This is a genomic window from Streptomyces sp. NBC_01244, assembly GCF_035987325.1.
GTDB lineage: Bacteria > Actinomycetota > Actinomycetes > Streptomycetales > Streptomycetaceae > Streptomyces.
This window is the reverse complement of sequence record NZ_CP108488.1, coordinates 1,654,215-1,670,811: the sequence shown is the minus strand read 5'-3', so window position 1 is coordinate 1,670,811 and position 16,597 is coordinate 1,654,215. Positions and strand designations below refer to the sequence as shown.

General features: G+C 71.3%; 16 protein-coding genes and 2 pseudogenes. 6 read left to right on the top strand and 12 right to left on the bottom strand.

Features of this window, described 5'->3' with window-relative positions; genetic code table 11:
* Positions 1-41 precede the first annotated feature (41 nt).
* From OG247_RS07175 to OG247_RS07160, 4 genes and pseudogenes are all read right to left on the bottom strand, one after another.
* A complete protein-coding gene (locus OG247_RS07175) occupies positions 42-917 on the bottom strand; it encodes a universal stress protein (protein WP_327251439.1) in 876 nt (291 codons plus the stop codon).
* A gap of 210 nt (positions 918-1,127) precedes the next feature.
* Complete coding sequence (locus OG247_RS07170; RefSeq protein ID WP_327251438.1) at positions 1,128-1,643, bottom strand: universal stress protein; 516 nt, start codon at positions 1,641-1,643, stop codon at positions 1,128-1,130.
* Between the two features lie 9 nt (positions 1,644-1,652).
* Positions 1,653-1,904 (bottom strand): annotated as a pseudogene (locus OG247_RS07165) (universal stress protein); the annotation flags it as partial.
* A 136-nt stretch (positions 1,905-2,040) separates the two neighbouring features.
* Positions 2,041-2,664 (bottom strand): CBS domain-containing protein, encoded by a 624-nt coding sequence (locus tag OG247_RS07160; RefSeq protein ID WP_327251437.1) that lies wholly within the window; start codon positions 2,662-2,664, stop codon positions 2,041-2,043.
* A 273-nt stretch (positions 2,665-2,937) separates the two neighbouring features.
* Between OG247_RS07160 and OG247_RS07155 the strand changes: the two genes are divergently transcribed.
* From OG247_RS07155 to OG247_RS07140, 4 genes and pseudogenes are all read left to right on the top strand, one after another.
* Entirely contained in the window at positions 2,938-3,840 is a 903-nt protein-coding gene (locus OG247_RS07155; protein WP_327251436.1) for a universal stress protein, read from the top strand.
* Positions 3,841-3,848: 8 nt separating this feature from the next.
* Entirely contained in the window at positions 3,849-4,706 is an 858-nt protein-coding gene (locus OG247_RS07150) for a universal stress protein (RefSeq protein WP_327251435.1), read from the top strand.
* The gene (locus OG247_RS07145) at positions 4,706-7,318 is read left to right on the top strand and encodes a cation-translocating P-type ATPase (protein WP_327251434.1); all 2,613 of its coding nucleotides are present in this window, start codon (positions 4,706-4,708) and stop codon (positions 7,316-7,318) included. Before OG247_RS07150 ends, OG247_RS07145 begins: the two co-directional genes overlap by 1 nt.
* Before the next feature lie 340 nt (positions 7,319-7,658).
* Positions 7,659-7,824, top strand: a pseudogene (locus OG247_RS07140) (transporter); the annotation flags it as partial.
* A 102-nt stretch (positions 7,825-7,926) separates the two neighbouring features.
* Here the strand turns inward: OG247_RS07140 and OG247_RS07135 are convergent.
* Both OG247_RS07135 and OG247_RS07130 read right to left on the bottom strand, forming a co-directional pair.
* Complete coding sequence (locus OG247_RS07135; RefSeq protein WP_327251433.1) at positions 7,927-8,337, bottom strand: hypothetical protein; 411 nt, start codon at positions 8,335-8,337, stop codon at positions 7,927-7,929.
* A complete protein-coding gene (locus OG247_RS07130) occupies positions 8,334-8,930 on the bottom strand; it encodes a hypothetical protein (protein WP_327251432.1) in 597 nt (198 codons plus the stop codon). The genes OG247_RS07135 and OG247_RS07130 overlap by 4 nt, the downstream gene beginning before the upstream one ends.
* Positions 8,931-9,297: 367 nt before the next feature.
* Between OG247_RS07130 and OG247_RS07125 the strand changes: the two genes are divergently transcribed.
* Positions 9,298-9,681: a hypothetical protein gene (locus OG247_RS07125; RefSeq protein WP_327251431.1), complete on the top strand. Its 384-nt coding sequence runs from the start codon at positions 9,298-9,300 to the stop codon at positions 9,679-9,681.
* A 16-nt stretch (positions 9,682-9,697) separates the two neighbouring features.
* On the opposite strand, the gene OG247_RS07120 is transcribed toward OG247_RS07125, so the two are convergent.
* From OG247_RS07120 to OG247_RS07105, 4 genes are all read right to left on the bottom strand, one after another.
* Positions 9,698-10,414, bottom strand: coding sequence for a GAF and ANTAR domain-containing protein (locus OG247_RS07120; protein WP_327251430.1), 717 nt, complete (start codon positions 10,412-10,414; stop codon positions 9,698-9,700).
* An 18-nt stretch (positions 10,415-10,432) separates the two neighbouring features.
* Complete coding sequence (locus OG247_RS07115) at positions 10,433-11,155, bottom strand: GAF and ANTAR domain-containing protein (RefSeq protein WP_327251429.1); 723 nt, start codon at positions 11,153-11,155, stop codon at positions 10,433-10,435.
* 32 nt (positions 11,156-11,187) lie between these two features.
* Positions 11,188-11,787 carry a hypothetical protein gene (locus tag OG247_RS07110; RefSeq protein WP_327251428.1) on the bottom strand — a complete coding sequence of 200 codons (600 nt, stop codon included), beginning with the start codon at positions 11,785-11,787 and terminating at the stop codon, positions 11,188-11,190.
* 65 nt (positions 11,788-11,852) lie between these two features.
* Complete coding sequence (locus tag OG247_RS07105) at positions 11,853-12,209, bottom strand: STAS domain-containing protein (RefSeq protein ID WP_327251427.1); 357 nt, start codon at positions 12,207-12,209, stop codon at positions 11,853-11,855.
* Between the two features lie 664 nt (positions 12,210-12,873).
* Between OG247_RS07105 and OG247_RS44780 the strand changes: the two genes are divergently transcribed.
* The gene (locus OG247_RS44780; RefSeq protein WP_442813233.1) at positions 12,874-13,152 is read left to right on the top strand and encodes a hypothetical protein; all 279 of its coding nucleotides are present in this window, start codon (positions 12,874-12,876) and stop codon (positions 13,150-13,152) included.
* Between the two features lie 422 nt (positions 13,153-13,574).
* Here OG247_RS44780 and exaC read toward each other — a convergent pair whose 3' ends face one another.
* Together exaC and OG247_RS07090 are read right to left on the bottom strand one after the other, a co-directional pair.
* The gene (gene exaC / locus OG247_RS07095; protein WP_327251426.1) at positions 13,575-15,098 is read right to left on the bottom strand and encodes an acetaldehyde dehydrogenase ExaC; all 1,524 of its coding nucleotides are present in this window, start codon (positions 15,096-15,098) and stop codon (positions 13,575-13,577) included.
* A 56-nt stretch (positions 15,099-15,154) separates the two neighbouring features.
* On the bottom strand, positions 15,155-16,573 hold the full coding sequence (locus OG247_RS07090) for a GAF domain-containing protein (protein ID WP_327251425.1): 1,419 nt from the start codon (positions 16,571-16,573) through the stop codon (positions 15,155-15,157).
* Between the last annotated feature and the right edge of the window lie 24 nt (positions 16,574-16,597).

The following is a 16,597-nucleotide window of genomic DNA, read 5'->3' as shown; positions in this document are numbered from 1 at the left end:
AGCCGGCGCGCACCTGACCGTCCAGGGGAACGCGGGTGCGTTCACTCGTGGGCGATGACGGCGACGGGCGAGGTGGCGTGGTGCAGGACCGCGTGCGCGATCGCGTCGATGTGGGTGCCGTAGGCGGACCGTCGGATGCGCCTGCCGACGACGACCAGCGCGGCACCTTTGGAGGCGTCCACGAGCTGGATCGCGGACTGGCCCATGCGCACCTCGGGAGTGACTGCCACCGAGGGGTACTTTTCGCACCAGGGGCGGATCATCTCGTCCACGGCCGTGGCGATCCCCTGCCCGATCTCCTCCTGGGCACCGGGGTCGAGAGGGGGGCCGTAACCGATGATCGGCGGTGGTGCCCAGGCGTGGAGCACCCGCAGGGCGCACCTGCTGCGTGCTGCCTCGTCGAAGGCGAAGGAGAGAAGCGCGTCACACGGGCGCCCGATCTCCACTCCCGCCACGATCGGGCCGTCGGTACCGGATCGCTCGGCAGGCGTCGCCTCACCGTGCGGCGCTCTGACGAGGACGACCGGCTGGTCGGCCGCGGCGATGGTGTCGGCGCCGATGGACCCGAGGATGAATCCGGCGATGCTGCCGAGCCCTCGGGAACCCAGCACCAGGATGTCCGAAGAGGCGGCCGCGTGGGCCAGGGCCGTGGCCGGGATCCCCGACAGCCGGCGGGAGGTGATCTCCAGATGCGGATACAGCCGCTTGATCTCCTCGGAGGCTTCGCGCAACAGTCCCTCGGCCCACTGGCGCTGGACCTCGGTGGTCGCGACGGCGAGAGGGGGCCGTTCCAGCCACTCCTCGACGTGGACCAGGGCCAGGGGCACCCCTCGGAGGTCGGCTTCGCGCGCGGCCCATCGGGCCGCCGCGACGCTTTCGCGCGAGCCGTCGAGGCCGGCGGTCACAAGGTTGGCCATGGTTCCCATCTCCCTCAGTTGACGTGTGAGTTCCAGGCTCCGCCCCGGCCACGGGTTCCGAGGGGCCGAGGGGCCCGTTGTGGAGCCGACCGGCCGACGTCCAGGGCTGCACCTCACCGCCAGGCCAGGCCGGGTTCGGGAGGCGAGCACCCGTCCGTCATGAGTGCTGCTGGGCCGTGACGCGCAGCACGGCGCGATGAAGCCAGGCGGTCAGTCGTGAGCGAGAACGGCGATCGGAGCGGCCGTGTGGTGAAGCACGGTGTGGGCGATCGGGCCGAGGGGCGTGCCCATGGGGGAGCGGCGGATGCGGCGTCCGATGACGACGAGGTCCGCGCCCGTGGTGGCCCGGACGAGCTCCCGTCCCGCAGATCCGATGAACGTCCTCTCCTCGAGTCGCACGTCCGGGAACTTCAGCCGCCACGGCATGAGCATGTCGTCGAGCATCTGGGCGACGGTGCGGTCGACCTCGCGTGCGACCGAGGGATTGAGGACGGGCGAGCAGCCGGACGCGGGAGGGAGCTTCCAGCCGTGCACCGCCCGCAACGCGCAGTCGCGGCGTGAGGCTTCCTCGAAGGCGAAGGCCAGGACCCTGTCGCAGGACTGGTGGATGTCGACGCCCACGACGATCTCGCGGTACGGGGTGGGGGCCGCGCTCTCCCTGCCGTCCTCCTCCGCCCGTACGAGGACGACGGGGGTCTCGGTGGCCGTGAGGGTGGACAGGCTCACGGAGCCGACGATGAAGCCCACCCCACTGCCCAGCCCGCGGGAGCCGAGGACCAGGAGGCCGGCGCTCTCGGCCTCTGCCGCCAGAGCCGCCGAAGGCCTGCCCGAGAGGCGACGCGTGGAGATCTCCAGGCGGGGACACGCCTGCTTCAGCTCGTCGGCGGCAGAGCCCAGGACCTCGTCGGCCCACCGGTCGCGCGTCCCGGGGTCCAGCTCGGGTATCAGCGTGCCGGAGGACCAGTCCTCGGCGTGGACGATCCGCAGAGGGGCCTGCCGAAGCGTGGCCTCGCGGGCTGCCCAGCGGGCTGCGGAGAGGCTCTGGGGGGGGTGCCGTCGACGCCGACGGTTACGTGGTGGTTCATGACGGTGGCCCCCTCAGGCTGCGCGGGGTGTTTCGCGGTCACCAGGTGATGGGTTGCGCTCCGCGCTCCGGCGGGATCAGACGGGAGTCGTCCGTGCGGGCGGTGAGCTCGTCCACCACGGCGACGACACCGTCCAGTCGTGCGGTGAGCCGCAGGGCGAGGGGGACCTGGCTCTGCCGTTCAAGCCGGCCCGCGAGGGTCACGACACCGTCCAGGACGTGGATGTCCACCGCCCCCGTGGGCGCGCCGATGCTGCCGGACAGCACGTCCTCGCTCACCTGCCGCCGTATCTCGGCATCGGGGCGAAGGAAGACGCGCAGGAGGTCACGCCGGGTGACGATGCCGACGAGACGTTCTTGCTCGTCGGTGACCGGAAGGCGTTGCAGGCCCAGGCGCGTCATGAGCTGCCCGGCCTCCGAGACGCTCTCCTGAGCGTGGACCGTGACAGCGGGAGCCGACATGATGTCCGCGGCCGTCAGGGCCTTGCGGGCGAGCAGATCGCTCTCGGAGACGACGCCGACCACCCGGTCGTCCTCGTCCACGACGGGCAGCCCGGTGATGTCGTAGTCGGCGAGGAGCTTGGCGATCTCCCTGAACGTCGCCGAACGGTCCACCGAGACGACATCTGCCGTCATCACCTCGCCGACCTGGGTGTGCTTCACGAGCGGACCTCCTGTACGTCGTCATGCAGGGGCGCAGAGGGCTGGTGTGCACCACCCGTACAGGGCCACCATCCGCCCGGCCGGCGTCCGTATCGAGGGCCGAACGGTCCTGTACGAGGGCCGACCGGGTCCGTCGGCGGAGGCTTATGAAGGTTCCCGGAGCCGGGGAGGGACCAGTCGGCCCTTGCCCTGGCCCCTATGGCCCTCGCCGACCACGCGCCCGCGATGCCAGCGTGAGAGCGCAAGCACGATGGCCCTCGATCAGGAGAAACCATGGAAGGCATCACTGCCGGTCCGGAACTCGGGACGGTCATCGTCGGCGTCGACGGGTCGGACCCCGCACGCGGGGCAGTCCTGTGGGCCGCGGCCGAAGCAGCACGGCGGGGGAGCACCCTGCACGTCCTCCACGCCGCCGATACGGACAGTAGAGCCGTATACGCATCGGTGGAAACCCTTGAACGGGTCCGCGCAGCGGGCCGCGAACTACTCGATGACACCGCCGCGGCCGTAGCGGAACTCCATCCCGATCTGCACGTCACCACGGAGTTCAGTCGCAGTGCACCCGTACCCAGCCTCCACCGGGCCGCCGGCGTCCACGACACGATCGTCGTCGGCAACCGCGGTCTCGGCGGGTTCACCTCGCTGATGCTCGGCTCCGTCGGGCTCAAGGCCGCCGCGAGTGCCACCACCCCCTTGGCCGTGGTGCGGGGGACGGACCCGCGGGTCGAGACGGGCAGCGTGCTGGCCGGTGTCCGCGACCAACACGACCTCGACTGCGTCCGGTACGCCGCGTGCGAAGCCGGGCTGCGCAAGGCGTCGCTGCGGCTGACGCACGTATGGAACCTGCTGGGATCCGTCGGCAACGTCGTGAGCATGCTCGACGACGTCGAGGAGATCAGCGGCCGGCACGCGGAGCGCCTGACAGCAATGGCAGGCCTGATCCGCGAGGAGTTCCCGGATCTGACCGTGCACGCCGACCTGGAGAAGAGCTTCTCGGTGGCCGGTGTACTGGCCGAGGCCTCGCAGGACGCGGACCTGCTGGTCATCGGCGGGAGGCGCTCGCCGGGCTACATCGGCCGGACGCTGGGGCACGTGGCCCACAGCCTCCTGCACCACGCGCGGTGTCCCGTGCTGCTCATCCCGCGGCACGGCAACGATCAGGGGAGCGAGTCGTGAGGGAGAACATGACAGGCCGTGAGATCGTCGTCGGTATCGACCCGGTCAGGGACTGGCACATGGCCCTGGCCTGGGCGGCCGACGAGGCGCACCGCCGGGCGCTCGGACTGGGTCTCGCACTGGTGGTGCCACCGCAACACGACACCCAGCACGCCGACGGGAGCACGCACCGTATCGACCTGCGCCGGACCGGATCGGAAACCCTCGAAGCGGCCGCCGTGTGGACGCGCTCGCGTCACCCGGATCTCGAACCGTCCGCCCACCTGCTCGACGGGCTTCCGGCCCCGGTACTCGGCCGGCTTTCCCTGAAGGCCCCCATGCTGGTGCTCGGCTCGCGACATCTCGGCCGCACCGAGGAGTTCCTCAGTGCCGGTTCGCTGGTGGTGCCCGTCGTCGCGCAGGCGCACTGTCCGGTCGTGGTCGTCGGTGATGCGGAGCATGTCAGCCAACAGTCGCCGTACATGGTCGTCGCGGTCGACGGCAGCGAGTCGTCGAAGGCGGCGCTGGCAGTGGCCTTCGAGGAAGCGAGCGTACGCGGATGCATGGTGCGGGCGATCTCGGTGTGGCACCAGCCCCTGCTCTCGTTCCAGGACAAGAACGCGGGTGTCCAGGCGCAGCGTCGCATGCTGTCCGAGACCGTCGCCGGCTGGTCGGAGAAGTACCCGGATGTCGCACTCACCCACGAAGTGCTGGCAGGTCACCCGGTCGAGGAGCTGGCGAAGGCAGCCGAACACACCCTGGCCTTGGTCCTGGGCCGCCGCGGAAACGGGGGTTACACCGGCATGAGGCTCGGCTCCGTCGTCCACGGACTGCTGCACCGGGCACACTGCCCCGTCATCACGGTCCCCGTCGCGCAAGGGACCTGATGTCCGCGCCCGCGGCCAGTCAAGCACCCGCCGCCCCACGGAAGCCCCGCGGACTCACCGATCGGGAAGCCGGGCGCCGCCTCGTCGAACACGGCCGCAACGAAATCGCCTCCCAGTCGCCGACACCCCTGTACGCGCGAGTCCTGGCACAGCTCCGAGACCCCCTGGTCATGGTCCTGATCGGCGCGGTCCTGCTCACGATCGCCATCGGCGACCACGCCGACTCCATCGTCATCGGCCTGGTGATCCTCTTCAACACCACCGTCGGCGTGACCCAGGAGATCCGCGCCGACAACGCGGTGGCCGCCCTCTCGGCCATGTCAGCCCCGGGAGCACGCGTACTGAGGGCAGGCACGCCACGCGAAGTCCCCGCCACCGACGTCGTACCCGGTGACGTGCTCCTCCTCGGCGAAGGCGACATCGTCGCCGCCGACGCCGAACTCACCGAAGCATCGGCCCTCCTCGTCGACGAGTCCATGCTCACCGGCGAGTCCGTCGCGGTGGACAAGGATTCGGGTACGACCTTGAGCGCCGGAACCGTCGTCGTCCGGGGGAGAGGCGTGGCCACCGTGGCGGCGACCGGCGCGGCCAGCGCACTCGGTCGGATCGCCGCCCTCCTCGAAGGCGGGCGGGAACCGACCCCGCTGCAGCACCGCCTCGCCTCTCTCGGCCGGATCCTGGCCGCCGCCACACTCGGACTCTGCCTGGTCGTCTTCGCGCTCGGCCTCCTGCAAGGCCTGCCCGTCGGGATCATGGCAGTGACCGCCATCAGCCTCGCGGTCGCCGCGGTACCGGAGTCACTGCCCGCCGTCGTCACCCTCGCCCTCGCCCTCGGCGCCCGCCGCATGGCCACCCGGCACGCGCTCGTACGCCGCCTTCCCGCCGTCGAGACGCTCGGCTCCGTATCGGTCCTCGCCACGGACAAGACCGGCACCCTCACCGAAGGCCGCATGGTGGTCCAGCGGGTCTGGATGCCCCATGCCACGGCCGACCTCTCCGGTGTCGGCTACGAGCCCGAAGGCGACGTCCTGATCGCAGGCCGACCCCCGACGCCGACGGAGATGGATCCTCTGCGCAAACTGCTGACCACTGCGGCGCTCTGCAACGACGCCTCCATCCGCCCGCCGACGGGACCGGTCCCGCCCGACGACCGCTGGATCCCGGTGGGTGACCCCACCGAGGCTGCCCTCCTGACGGCCGCGGCCAAAGCGGGCTGTGCCGATCAGACCGACCTCCACGAAAGCCACCCGCGCGCGGACGAAGCCCCTTTCGACAGCCTGCGCAAACGCATGACCACCCTGCACACCACGCCCGAGGACCGGGTGCTCGTGTGTCTGAAGGGCGCGCCCGAAGCGGTCCTCGACCCCGCCGTCCTCGCCGACCCCACGGACCTGCTCCACACGGCGGAACAGCAGGCCGCGCTGCTGGCCGCCCATGGCTTCCGCGTCCTCGCCGTCGCTTCCGGTATGCGGGACGATGTCCCCGACCACCCCGCCGACGCCGAGTCCGGCCTCCACCTGCTCGGCCTGGTCGCCATCAGCGACCCGCCTAAAACGGAGGCCGCGGCCACGATCGCCGCCTGCCGGGCCGCCGGCATCACCCCCATCCTCATCACCGGCGACCACCCCGCCACCGCGCGCGCCGTGGCAACCGAGGTCGGCCTGCTCTCCGCCGACAGCTCGCACGAGAAGGTGGTCACGGGCGCGGACCTCGCCGCCGGCCGGATCGCGGACCTCACCACCGTCCGCGTATTCGCACGTACGACTCCGCAACAGAAGCTGGACATCGTAGAAGCCTGGCGCTCCCACGGCGCCGTCACCGCGATGACCGGCGACGGAGTCAACGACGGACCCGCCCTGCGCCAGGCAGACATCGGCGTCGCGATGGGCGCACGCGGCACGGAGGTCGCGCGGCAGGCCGCCGACCTCGTGCTCACCAACGACGAACTGTCGACCGTCGTCGCCGCGGTCGAGGAAGGCCGTCGCGTCTACGACAACATCCGGCGCTTCCTCGTATACGGCCTGGCCGGCGGAACGGCCGAGATCCTCGTCATGCTCACCGGCCCCCTCATCGGCCTCCCCCTACCCCTGCGGGCCGGACAGATCCTCTGGATCAACCTCCTCACCCACGGCCTCACCGGCGTCGCCATGGGCGCCGAACCCGTCTCACCAGGCACCATGAACAGGCCGCCCCGCCCGCCCGGACAGCACATCCTCGGCGCCGGCGCCTGGCAGCGACTGCTCCTGCTCGCCGTGGTCGTCACCGCCTCCTGCCTCGCGGCCGCCCTCACCGCACGCGCCTGGGACCTGCCCTGGCAGAGCGTGCTCTTCCTCGCCCTGCTCGCCGGCCAGCTCGGAGTGGTACTGGGCCTGCGATCCCGCCTGCTGACCAAGGAGAACCTCTTCCTCCCCCTGGCGGTCCTCGCCTCCGCACTCCTCGCGGCAGCCGCGCTCTACCTCCCCGCGCTCCGGTCGATCCTGGAGACCGAACCGCTCGATGCGACCGGCATCGGCCTGGCGGCAGCCACAGCGCTGATCGGATTCATCGCAGCCCGCGTCGTACGGACCGCGTTCCACGCGCAACCACCGACAACGACGATCTCCCACGGCTGAGGCGAAACGGCCTCGGCCGGGGATGCCGCCCCTTTGTATCCATGCTCCGCCCGCCGCAGCCAGCAGTTCCCGAACTTCACTCGGGACTGAGGACGACTCCAGTGAGGGCTCCAATTCCGGCGAGTGTCCGCGAGAAGAAGCTTGCCTCCATGTCGCGTCCAACACCGTCACGAGCGCGGCTGGGTTCATCGAGTTACGGGGGCTGACCTGAGAAAGCATGCCCCCTGACGCTCGTTCAGGGGATGCGTGGGACGCATACGGAGCTGGGACGGGAACTGCCCCAGCCGGAAACAATCTTGACCCGCCCGGAGTTGCAGAGGGGCGGAGTCGAGAAGGGGAGATGTCCTGCCTGAAGCTGGGCAACACGAAAGGCCGTGACCGAGGGCGCGCCGCGTCTGGCCGAGGCCGATGTGCAGGACCTCGTCGAGGCGCACATCCAGACCATGCTCGGCGTTCGGTTTCTGGCGACCGACTCGCTGGGCATTCACGGCAACGGCGCACCGGTGGGCGGTGGCGTCCGGGGCAGCGACGAGAGGCCGGCGGGGCGGCTCATCGGGGAGGATGGGCCGTCCCCACCGGCTGTCAGGGGCCGATCGGAGCAGGGGCGCTCACATGCGCAGCAGCCTCAAGGTGATCTCCCGGTACTGGCGCAGGGCGAGGCGCAGCTCTTCCGTCCCGGCTTCGGGGCCGAGGTCCCGATGGGCGGAGTCGATGACGCGCCGGCGCTCCACGAGTGCGGCCGTCACGCGGGTGGTGGCGTCGGCGAAGGCGGTGTCGGCTTCGTCGACCGCTTCGTGCGGGCTCCGGACGAACGTGCCGAGGGCGTGCTGGAGGCGCAGGGTCAGCCGGTCCCGGTCGCTCTGCGCGAGCAGTGAAACGTAGACCGGGATGTCCGCGCGGGTCTCGGACGGTCCCTCGGGGGGCAGGGGGCGGGAAGTCGGGCCCCCGCGCGGATCGTGGCGCCCGGGGAGCGGGCCGGGGGACGGGAGTTGCCGTGCGCGTTCCTGGTCGTACATCATCGCGTGCCACTTTCCCCGGCGTGGTGACGTTGCGGACGGTGCCGGCCCGAGTCGGCTGGATGCGGTGCGACCAGCGCGTCGAAGAGCTCGCCCGCCCCGGTCATGGCCCTGCGGTTCTCCTCCGTGCTGCCACGGCCGTGGGCGGCTCCGTGCAGGCCGCGATAGCCGTCGACGTGCTGCGCGTGGTGGACGGAGAGCGCGGCGAGCCGTTCTTCGAACGGCCCTTCGGCCGGGAAGCCCCGGTCCGATGCCAACCGTGCCAGCAATGCATCGGCCTCGGCGACCGACTCCTGTGGGGAGTCGACGAACCGCCTCTGGATCCCGGCCCATTGGGCCGCGTACTGCTCCCGGGAGGCCGGCGAGAGCGGCCGTTCCCTGACGGAGCCGTGCTGCCTCAGGCGTTTGCCCAGTTCTCGGTCCGCGGCCTTGGTGTCGCCTTCGTGGCGGGTCACGAGGCGTTCGTACTCAGGGCCGAAGCGCCGTTTCAGACCGCGCCCCAGGCGGTGGTGGCCGAGCGCGGCCAGGAGGACGGCCGTCACGGCGACGAGGGCCGCGGCGACGAGGGCCGCGATGATGATCACGGACCTGGACATGGAGTCCCCCAGCTGTTCCCGGCTCGCAAGTCGCTCTGCTGCATGTCCGTCGACTCTCCTCGCTCGATGGCGCGTTGGTGCCGGCAGGCGGAGAAGGATCCGGAAGGGCGCGGCCGGGACCTGCACAGCGGACACAGGGGTGGTACCTGCGTTCCGCGGGGTCCGGGCGAAGCGGAGGGTGGAAGGCCTGGCTCCGGAGCTGTCCGGGGCGCTACGGCCCAACGCCGTCCGCGTCAGTCAACGCCGGGCGGTGGCGGCTGTCAATGGGGCCCGACGGCTGTCGCCGGGCCCCCGGCGGGGCTACGCTGCTGGATGAGGCCCCGGTCCCCGGCAGCGATGACCTGTTCCGCTGTGGAAGGGACCGCTCGTGTCCGTCGTGCTTCTCGTGCTCCTGGTTGCCCTGTTCCTCTTCGGCTACCTCAACCACCTGCTGTGGGTGGCCGCCGCGATCCTGCTCTTCGCCCTGGTGCACCGTGGACGGCGGGGCGGATCGGGTCATCAGGGCGACCACCGCGGCCACGACGACCACCGGGGCCACGACGATCATCACGGCTACGAGGACTACGGCGACTATCGCGAGCACCGGGACCAGCAGCACCGTTGGGACCGCCGCTACGCCCGGCAGCACCGTGGCCGCCGGAGCCGTGAGGGCCGCCGCGACCGGGACCGAGACCGAGGTCGGGACCCGGACAGTGACCGGGGCGGTGACCGTGGACAGGACGGTGACCGCGACCGCGATCGGGGTTCGTGAGGAACCGTGCTGACGGTCAGGTGACCAGCCCGGCGAGGGGTTCGCTTCCGTCGACGAAGGCGCCGGCCAGGTCGGACAGCCGCCGGTTGTGCGCGCGGGCGTAGCCGCGCAGTGCGCTGAAGGCCTCCTCCATGCCGATGCCCTGGCGTTCGGCGAGCTTGCCCTTGGCCTGCTCAATCAGCACGCGACTGTTCAACGCTGTCTGCAACTGCTCGTTGAGCACCGTGCTCTCCTGGGAGGAGCGCTGTTGCAGGAGGCTGATGGTGGCGACGTCGGCGAGGGCCTGGGCGATGGGCGTGACGGCCGGATCGAAGGGCCCCGGGAGGGTGCGGAACAGGTTCAGCGCTCCGACGACCTCGTCCCGCAGGCGCATCGGCAGGGCTTGGACCGCTGAGTAACCGCTGTGGCGGGCCTGCGCGGTGAAGCGCGGCCAGCGGGCGGCTTCCGTGCTCAGGTCCGGGATGGTGACGGGTACTCCGGTGTGGAAGCACTCCAGGCACGGGCCTTCGTCGTTCTGGAGCTGGAACAGTTCGAGCAAGCGCACCCGCTCGTCGGAGGCGGCCATCACGCGGAGTTCACCGTTGCGGTCCGCGAGGAGTACACCGGCCGCGTTCACATCGAGCATGCCGACGCATCTGTCGGTCAGCATGCGCAGGAAGTCGATCAGGTCGAAGTCCGCGACCAGGTTGTCCGCCAGTTCGACGAATGCCTTGGCAAGGAGCTGCTCATTCATCGTGTACACCTTCTGTTGTCAGGCATCGTCGGGGGCGCTCCGGTCCTCGTCCTTGTCCTCGTCTACGTCCTCGTGCTCGTCCGGCCCGAACCGCAGCCGGCGGGCCACCAGGTCGGCCGCCACCTCGGCGAGCCGCCGCTCGTGGGCGTAGGCGTAGGCGCGCAGGCGGACGAACGCTTCCTCGATGCGCACGCCGAGCTGGACGGCGAGCATGCCGGTGGCCTGGTCGATCTCGGCCCGGTAGCCGCCGAGGTTCTCGAGCGATCCGTCGGCCCGGTCGATCCGGGCTCCGAGGAGCACGAGCGTGGCGGTGTCGGCGAACACCTTGGCATCGGCCAGTTCCGCGGGGTCCAGCTCCACCGGCACGTCGGAGTAGAGGTCCAGGACTCCGGGACTGATCGCACCGATCCGCAAGGGGAACGCGAACACCGCCACCGCACCGGCGGTGACGGCTTCCACGGCGAACACGGGCCATCGCAGCCGTTCCCCGGCGGCCCGCAGATCGGGCGCCAGGACGGCCGACCCGAGGGTGAAGGCATCCACACAGGGGCCCTCGCCCAGCGTGATCTGGAGTTCCTCGACCCGCTCGCTCAACGGGCCGGTGGAGTACAGCGGATGGCCGGCCGCGGCCTTGTACATGGCCGAAACTCCCGCGCCGTCTATCGGGAGCGCGGCCACCGCGGCCGTGCACACGTCCGCCACCGCGATCCGTGCGCCGCGCCGGGCCGCCTGCTCGGCCACCAGTACCCGGATCCTGGCCGCCCGGCCACCCGTCACAACTCCGGCCGCCGGTTGCCGGCGGGGAGCCCCGGGCCGGACGCGGCGGCTGACGTCCTCCCGAGGGGCAGCACCAGCGCCCGGAGCAGCGCCGTGCCAGGCGGCCGGTGGACTTCGCCGACCTCCTGCCAGCCCCAGGACCGGAAGGCCGCCAGGCTCCTGACGTCCGACCGGGGCACCAGGGTGGCGCCGAGCGAGGCGCGCTGGTCGTCCAGCAGCCGCTCCTGCAGCCGCCGGCCGAGCCCAAGGCCCTGTTCGTGTGGGGCGACCACGACTTCGGTGACGGCGAAAACGTGCCCGGAGGCGGTGAGTTGTTCGATGTCACGGGGAAGGGGCCCGAGCAGCCCTCGCCACCAGGAGCCGTCCCGCCGCAGCGGGAAGCCGAAGACGCACCCGAACAGGGTGGTCCGCTCCGCGACCAGCATGGCGAATCCGGGCCGCCGGACATCGCCCGTGAGGCGGTGCAGGAAGGCTTCCCGGCTGCTGTGGGCCGTACCCGCCGGCGGGTGGGAGGACTCCACGTACAGGTCCGCCACGTCTTCCTTCAGCCCCTCGGCCTGCCACCGGTTCAGCCGGCGCAGCCGGATCGCGGTCATGTCCTCCGGGCCGAACGACCCCCCGCGGCGGCCGCTCTGCGCGCGCCCCAGTGGCGAGGTGTCCGTCACAGCACACCGCCCAGGGCGGCGGGGAGGGTGGGAGCGGGACGGTCACGGAGCAGGAAACCGGAACGGGTGATGTCGATCATCCGGACCAGTACGGGCGGCGGATGGTGCAGGTGCAGGGTTCCTCCGGCCGCCGTGATGCGCCACCACGAGGCCAGGAGGACGCCCAGGCACCGGCCGTCGCAGAAGGTGACGGCGGACAGGTCGACGTCGACGGTACGGACGCCGTCGTGCAGGCATTGTGCCAGGGCGGTGCGCAGCGAGTGGACGGTGGCCACGTCGATCTCTCCGGTCGGAGAGATCAGCACCCGGCCGCTCTCGTGGTGCAGGTGGGCGTTCGGATCGGGGACACGCATGATGGGGTGCCTCGGTTCGGACCAGCCGGGCAGCACCCTTCGGCGCCGAATTCCCGGCCCCTCCGGGCACGTCCCGGTGCGGACGTACGCGCGCGGTGGGCGGGGCCGGTCCGGCAGCCTGCGTTCCAGGATGGGGGAGGGGCCACGTCCTCGGACGCGCCGGGGCGGACGGACCGCGGTCCGTGCCGCGACGCGGAAATCTGTGGCAGACAACGCGCCGTCGGGGTCTGGAACGGGGACGCTCTGTCCGCAGCATAGCCCGGCACCCATGCCCGAGCAGAGGTAGAAGCAGGCCCCTTCTGGCTGGTTGCCGACCGGCGTGTGGGTCGCACCGACGTGCGCCCCACTGCGAGGCGCAGGCGCAGAAACGATCGCACCTGCTGGCTTTGACGTATCCGTGGAGTGCCGACTATCGTCCTGCGCCTGAGATCCGTCGGTACCTCGACAGCCCAGAGGAAGCGGAACCAGCGCAGCATGTCCATCCCGCAGGAACGGGCCGTAGCCACCCAACGGCCGGCTCCCTGCAGGTCCCGTAGGAAGGCGCGAGTTCCCTCGACCGGTTCTCTGACCGGGCGATGAGCCGGTAAGGCTCCCACGGACCATCCATGGCCACCAGTTCCCCGACCAGGGGACGCACAGGGTCGCCAGGTCGCGAGATGCCTCCATGGCCGACTCGACGACGCCCAGGCTGATCTGCGTCGCGGAGGACTTCACGCGCTACGACGTCCTTGCCGTGCGCGAGATCCGGCGCAGCATCGACCTGGTCCGCTACGGCTGCTTCGGCAGCGATCTGATGGCTCTTGACGGTGGCGTCCGTCGTCGCTGGCGGAGCGGTGCGAAGCGACCGCCGGCAGGGGGGCGGCGTCGGTGGACAGCGCGCCGCCAGCCCGTCGAGTGCCTGGTGCCGGAGCCGGCAGTGGTGGATCTCGGAGGTGCGCGATGAGTGGTTCGGAGCCTCATCTCGAAGCACCTCCCGCTGCCATGCAGTTGATGGCGAGCGGCATCAACAAGGAGCATGGCGAGCTGAAGGACCTCGGCATGATCGGCGCGGCATCCACCGGCGCGGATTCTCGGATCTGTCGCTGACGGGGGTGCAGCTGGGCCACGAGGGGTTGGCGGCGGGGTTCAAGGCGTTCTGCGCGGACCTGCGCGGCGGGTCATGTCGGGTGGTGTAGCGACCAGGGTCTGCTGGTAGCCGGGTAGTCCGGAGGTCGCCCTGGCCCGTGTATGGCCCGGATCTTGTCTCTGAACTAGGTCATGGGAGAGAAGCGACTCTGGAATCGACCGGGTTCGATTGCTTCCCCGAGGCCAGAGGACGGTGCCCGGCCGTGCCGTTTGTACAGGTCAGGCGCCGTCCTTGACTTCTTAGAAGAAGCCGAGCTTCTTGGGGGAGTAACTTACCAACAAGTTCTTCGTCTGCTGGTAGTGCTCCAGCATCATCTTGTGGGTCTCGCGGCCGATGCCCGACTGCTTGTAGCCGCCGAAGGCGGCGTGGGCCGGGTAGGCGTGGTAGCAGTTCGTCCAGACCCGGCCCGCCTGGATCGCGCGGCCCGCGCGGTACGCCGTGTTGATGTCGCGGGTCCAGACGCCGGCGCCCAGGCCGTACGCCGTGTCGTTCGCGATGCGCACGGCGTCGTCGAAGTCCTGGAACGAGGTCACCGACACCACCGGGCCGAAGATCTCCTCCTGGAAGATCCGCATGCGGTTGTCGCCCTCGAAGATGGTCGGCTGGACGTAGAACCCGCCGGCCAGTTCCCCGCCGTGCTCCACGCGCTGCCCGCCGGTCAGGATCTTCGCGCCCTCCTGCTGGCCGATCTCCACGTACGACAGCACCTTCTTCAGCTGCTCCGCCGAGGCCTGCGCACCGATCATGGTGTCCGTGTCCAACGGGTGCCCCGGCACGATCAGTTCGGTGCGGGCCACGGCCGCGTCGAGGAAGTCGCCGTAGCGGCCGCGCTCGATCAGGGCGCGGGAGGGGCTGGTGCACACCTCGCCCTGGTTGAGGGCGAACATCGTGAAGCCTTCGAGGGCCTTGTCCCGCAGGTCGTCGTCGGCGGTCCAGATGTCGTCGAAGAAGAGGTTGGGGCTCTTGCCGCCCAACTCCAGTGTGACCGGCTTGAGATGCTCCGCCGCGTACTGCATGATCAGCCGCCCGGTGGAGGTCTCCCCGGTGAAGGCCACTTTCGCCACGCGCGGGCTGGACGCGAGCGGCTTGCCCGCCTCCTCGCCGAAGCCGTTGACGATGTTCACCACGCCCGGCGGCAGCAGGTCGCCGATCAGGCTCATCAGGTAGTGCACCGACACCGGGGTCTGCTCGGCCGGTTTCAGCACCACCGTGTTGCCCGCGGCCAGGGCCGGCGCCAGTTTCCACACGGCCATCAGGATGGGGAAGTTCCACGGGATGATCTGGGCGACCACGCCCAGCGGCTCGTGGAAGTGATAGGCCACCGTGTCTTCGTCGATCTGGCTGAGAGCCCCCTCCTGGGCGCGCAACGCGCCCGCGAAGTAGCGGAACTGGTCGACGGCCAGCGGCATGTCGGCGGCCAGGGTCTCGCGGATCGGCTTGCCGTTCTCCCAGGTCTCCGCGACCGCGAGCGCCTCCAGGTGCTGTTCCATCCGGTCCGCGATGCGCAGCAGGATCGTGGAACGCTCGGTGATCGAGGTGCGTCCCCACGCGGGCGCGGCGGCGTGCGCCGCGTCCAGGGCGCGCTCGATGTCCTCGGCCGTGCCGCGCGCGACCTCGGAGAAGGTCTCGCCGGTCACGGGGGAGGGGTTGGCGAAGTACCGTCCGAGGGCGGGCTCGACGTACTCGCCCCCGATGAAGTGGTCGTAGCGCGACGCGTACGACATGAGCGCGCCTTCGGTACCGGGCGCAGCGTAGCGGGCCATGGACGGTCCTCCCCTTGCCGGGCGCCGGCCGCCGTTGGCCGGTGCTCGCCGTGAGGCTAGGGGCGGGCAGGTTGCCGGTACGTTGCACGGCCGCGCGGTGAAGGGGCCGCGGGAGGTGGCGTGGTGCTCCTCTCCGGGGTGCTCCTCTCCGGGGTGCTCCTCTCCGAAGTGCTCCTCTCCGAAGTGGTGCGATCCCGCCGGTCGCCCGGGGCGTCCCGCGGCTGAACGCCGAGTTCCGCGTCGAGGGCCCGTACGCGGGCCAGCGCGGCCGTCCGGGCGGCAGCCGGGAGTACGGCGGCCAGGGCCCGCCAGACTTCGGCGTCCTCCGCGCCCCACGGGCTGCACACCCAGTCGGTCAGCAGCCCCGGGTCGGCCCGTGCGATCACGGCCGCCCGGGCCTGCTCCTCGATGCGGCGCCGGAGCCGGACGATGCCGGGTGCCGTGGAAGCGGGCAGCAGCGGGCCCGGGTACCGGGCCAGCGCCGCCGAGACGGCGCCCGAGGCCAGGTGGCGGGTGACGGCGGTGAAATCGGCCTCCAGGGGCGCGGCCGTGCGGTAGGGGCGGGAGAGCGGGGCCCGGGGACCCAACAGGCCGCGCAGCCGTGACATTTCGGCGCGCAGGGTCACCGGTGACACCGACTCGTCCTCGTACAGGGCGATCGCCAGTTCCTCTCCCGCCAGTCCCTCCGGGTGGTGCGCGAGCAGCGCCATGATCTCGCTGTGCCGCCGCCCGAGCCGGACCTCACGGCCACCACCGGTCAGCAGGGCCTCGTCGCGGCCGAGCGCGGTGAGGCAGTCCCCGGGAGCCCGCGGCGCCGGATCCAGCAACGCGAGCCGGGCCTCCGCCGCGTACGCCACCGCCCGTACGAAGGCCAGGGAGTGCGGATGGGCCAGCCAGTCGCCCCCGGTGACGTCGACGGCGCCGAGCAGCCTTCCGGTGTGCGGATCGCGGACCGGAGCCGCCGCGCAGGTCCACGGGTGCACCCGGCGGCTGAAGTGCTCGGCGCCGAAGACCTGGACCGGCTCCCCGACCGCCACCGCCGTGCCGGGGGCGTTGGTGCCCATCGCCGTCTCCGCCCAGCGGGCACCCGGCACGAAACCGAGGCCCTCCGCGCGCCGCATCGTGGCGGGTTCGCCCTCCACCCAGAGCAGGTTGCCCCGCGCGTCGCACACCGCCAGCAGATGGGCCCCGTCCGAGGCGAAGGCCCCCACGAGGTCCCGGAACAGCGGGAGCACCCGGGCCAGCGGGTGCTGCTCTCTGTACGACCGCAGTTCCGCCCCGGCCAGCTCCATCCGGGGCGTGCACTCCGGGCTGACCCGGGCCCGGGCGCAGCGGCGCCAGGACCTCGCGATGACCGCCCGCACCGGGGCCTCGACCCGCCCGTCCCGGGTGAACGCGGCGTGGGCCCGCCGTAGTTCCCGCGTCCGCTCGGCGGGGTCGGCCCCGCCCGGCAGAGCCACCGAAGGATCGTCCATGTCGCCCTCTCGCGGTGCCTTGGT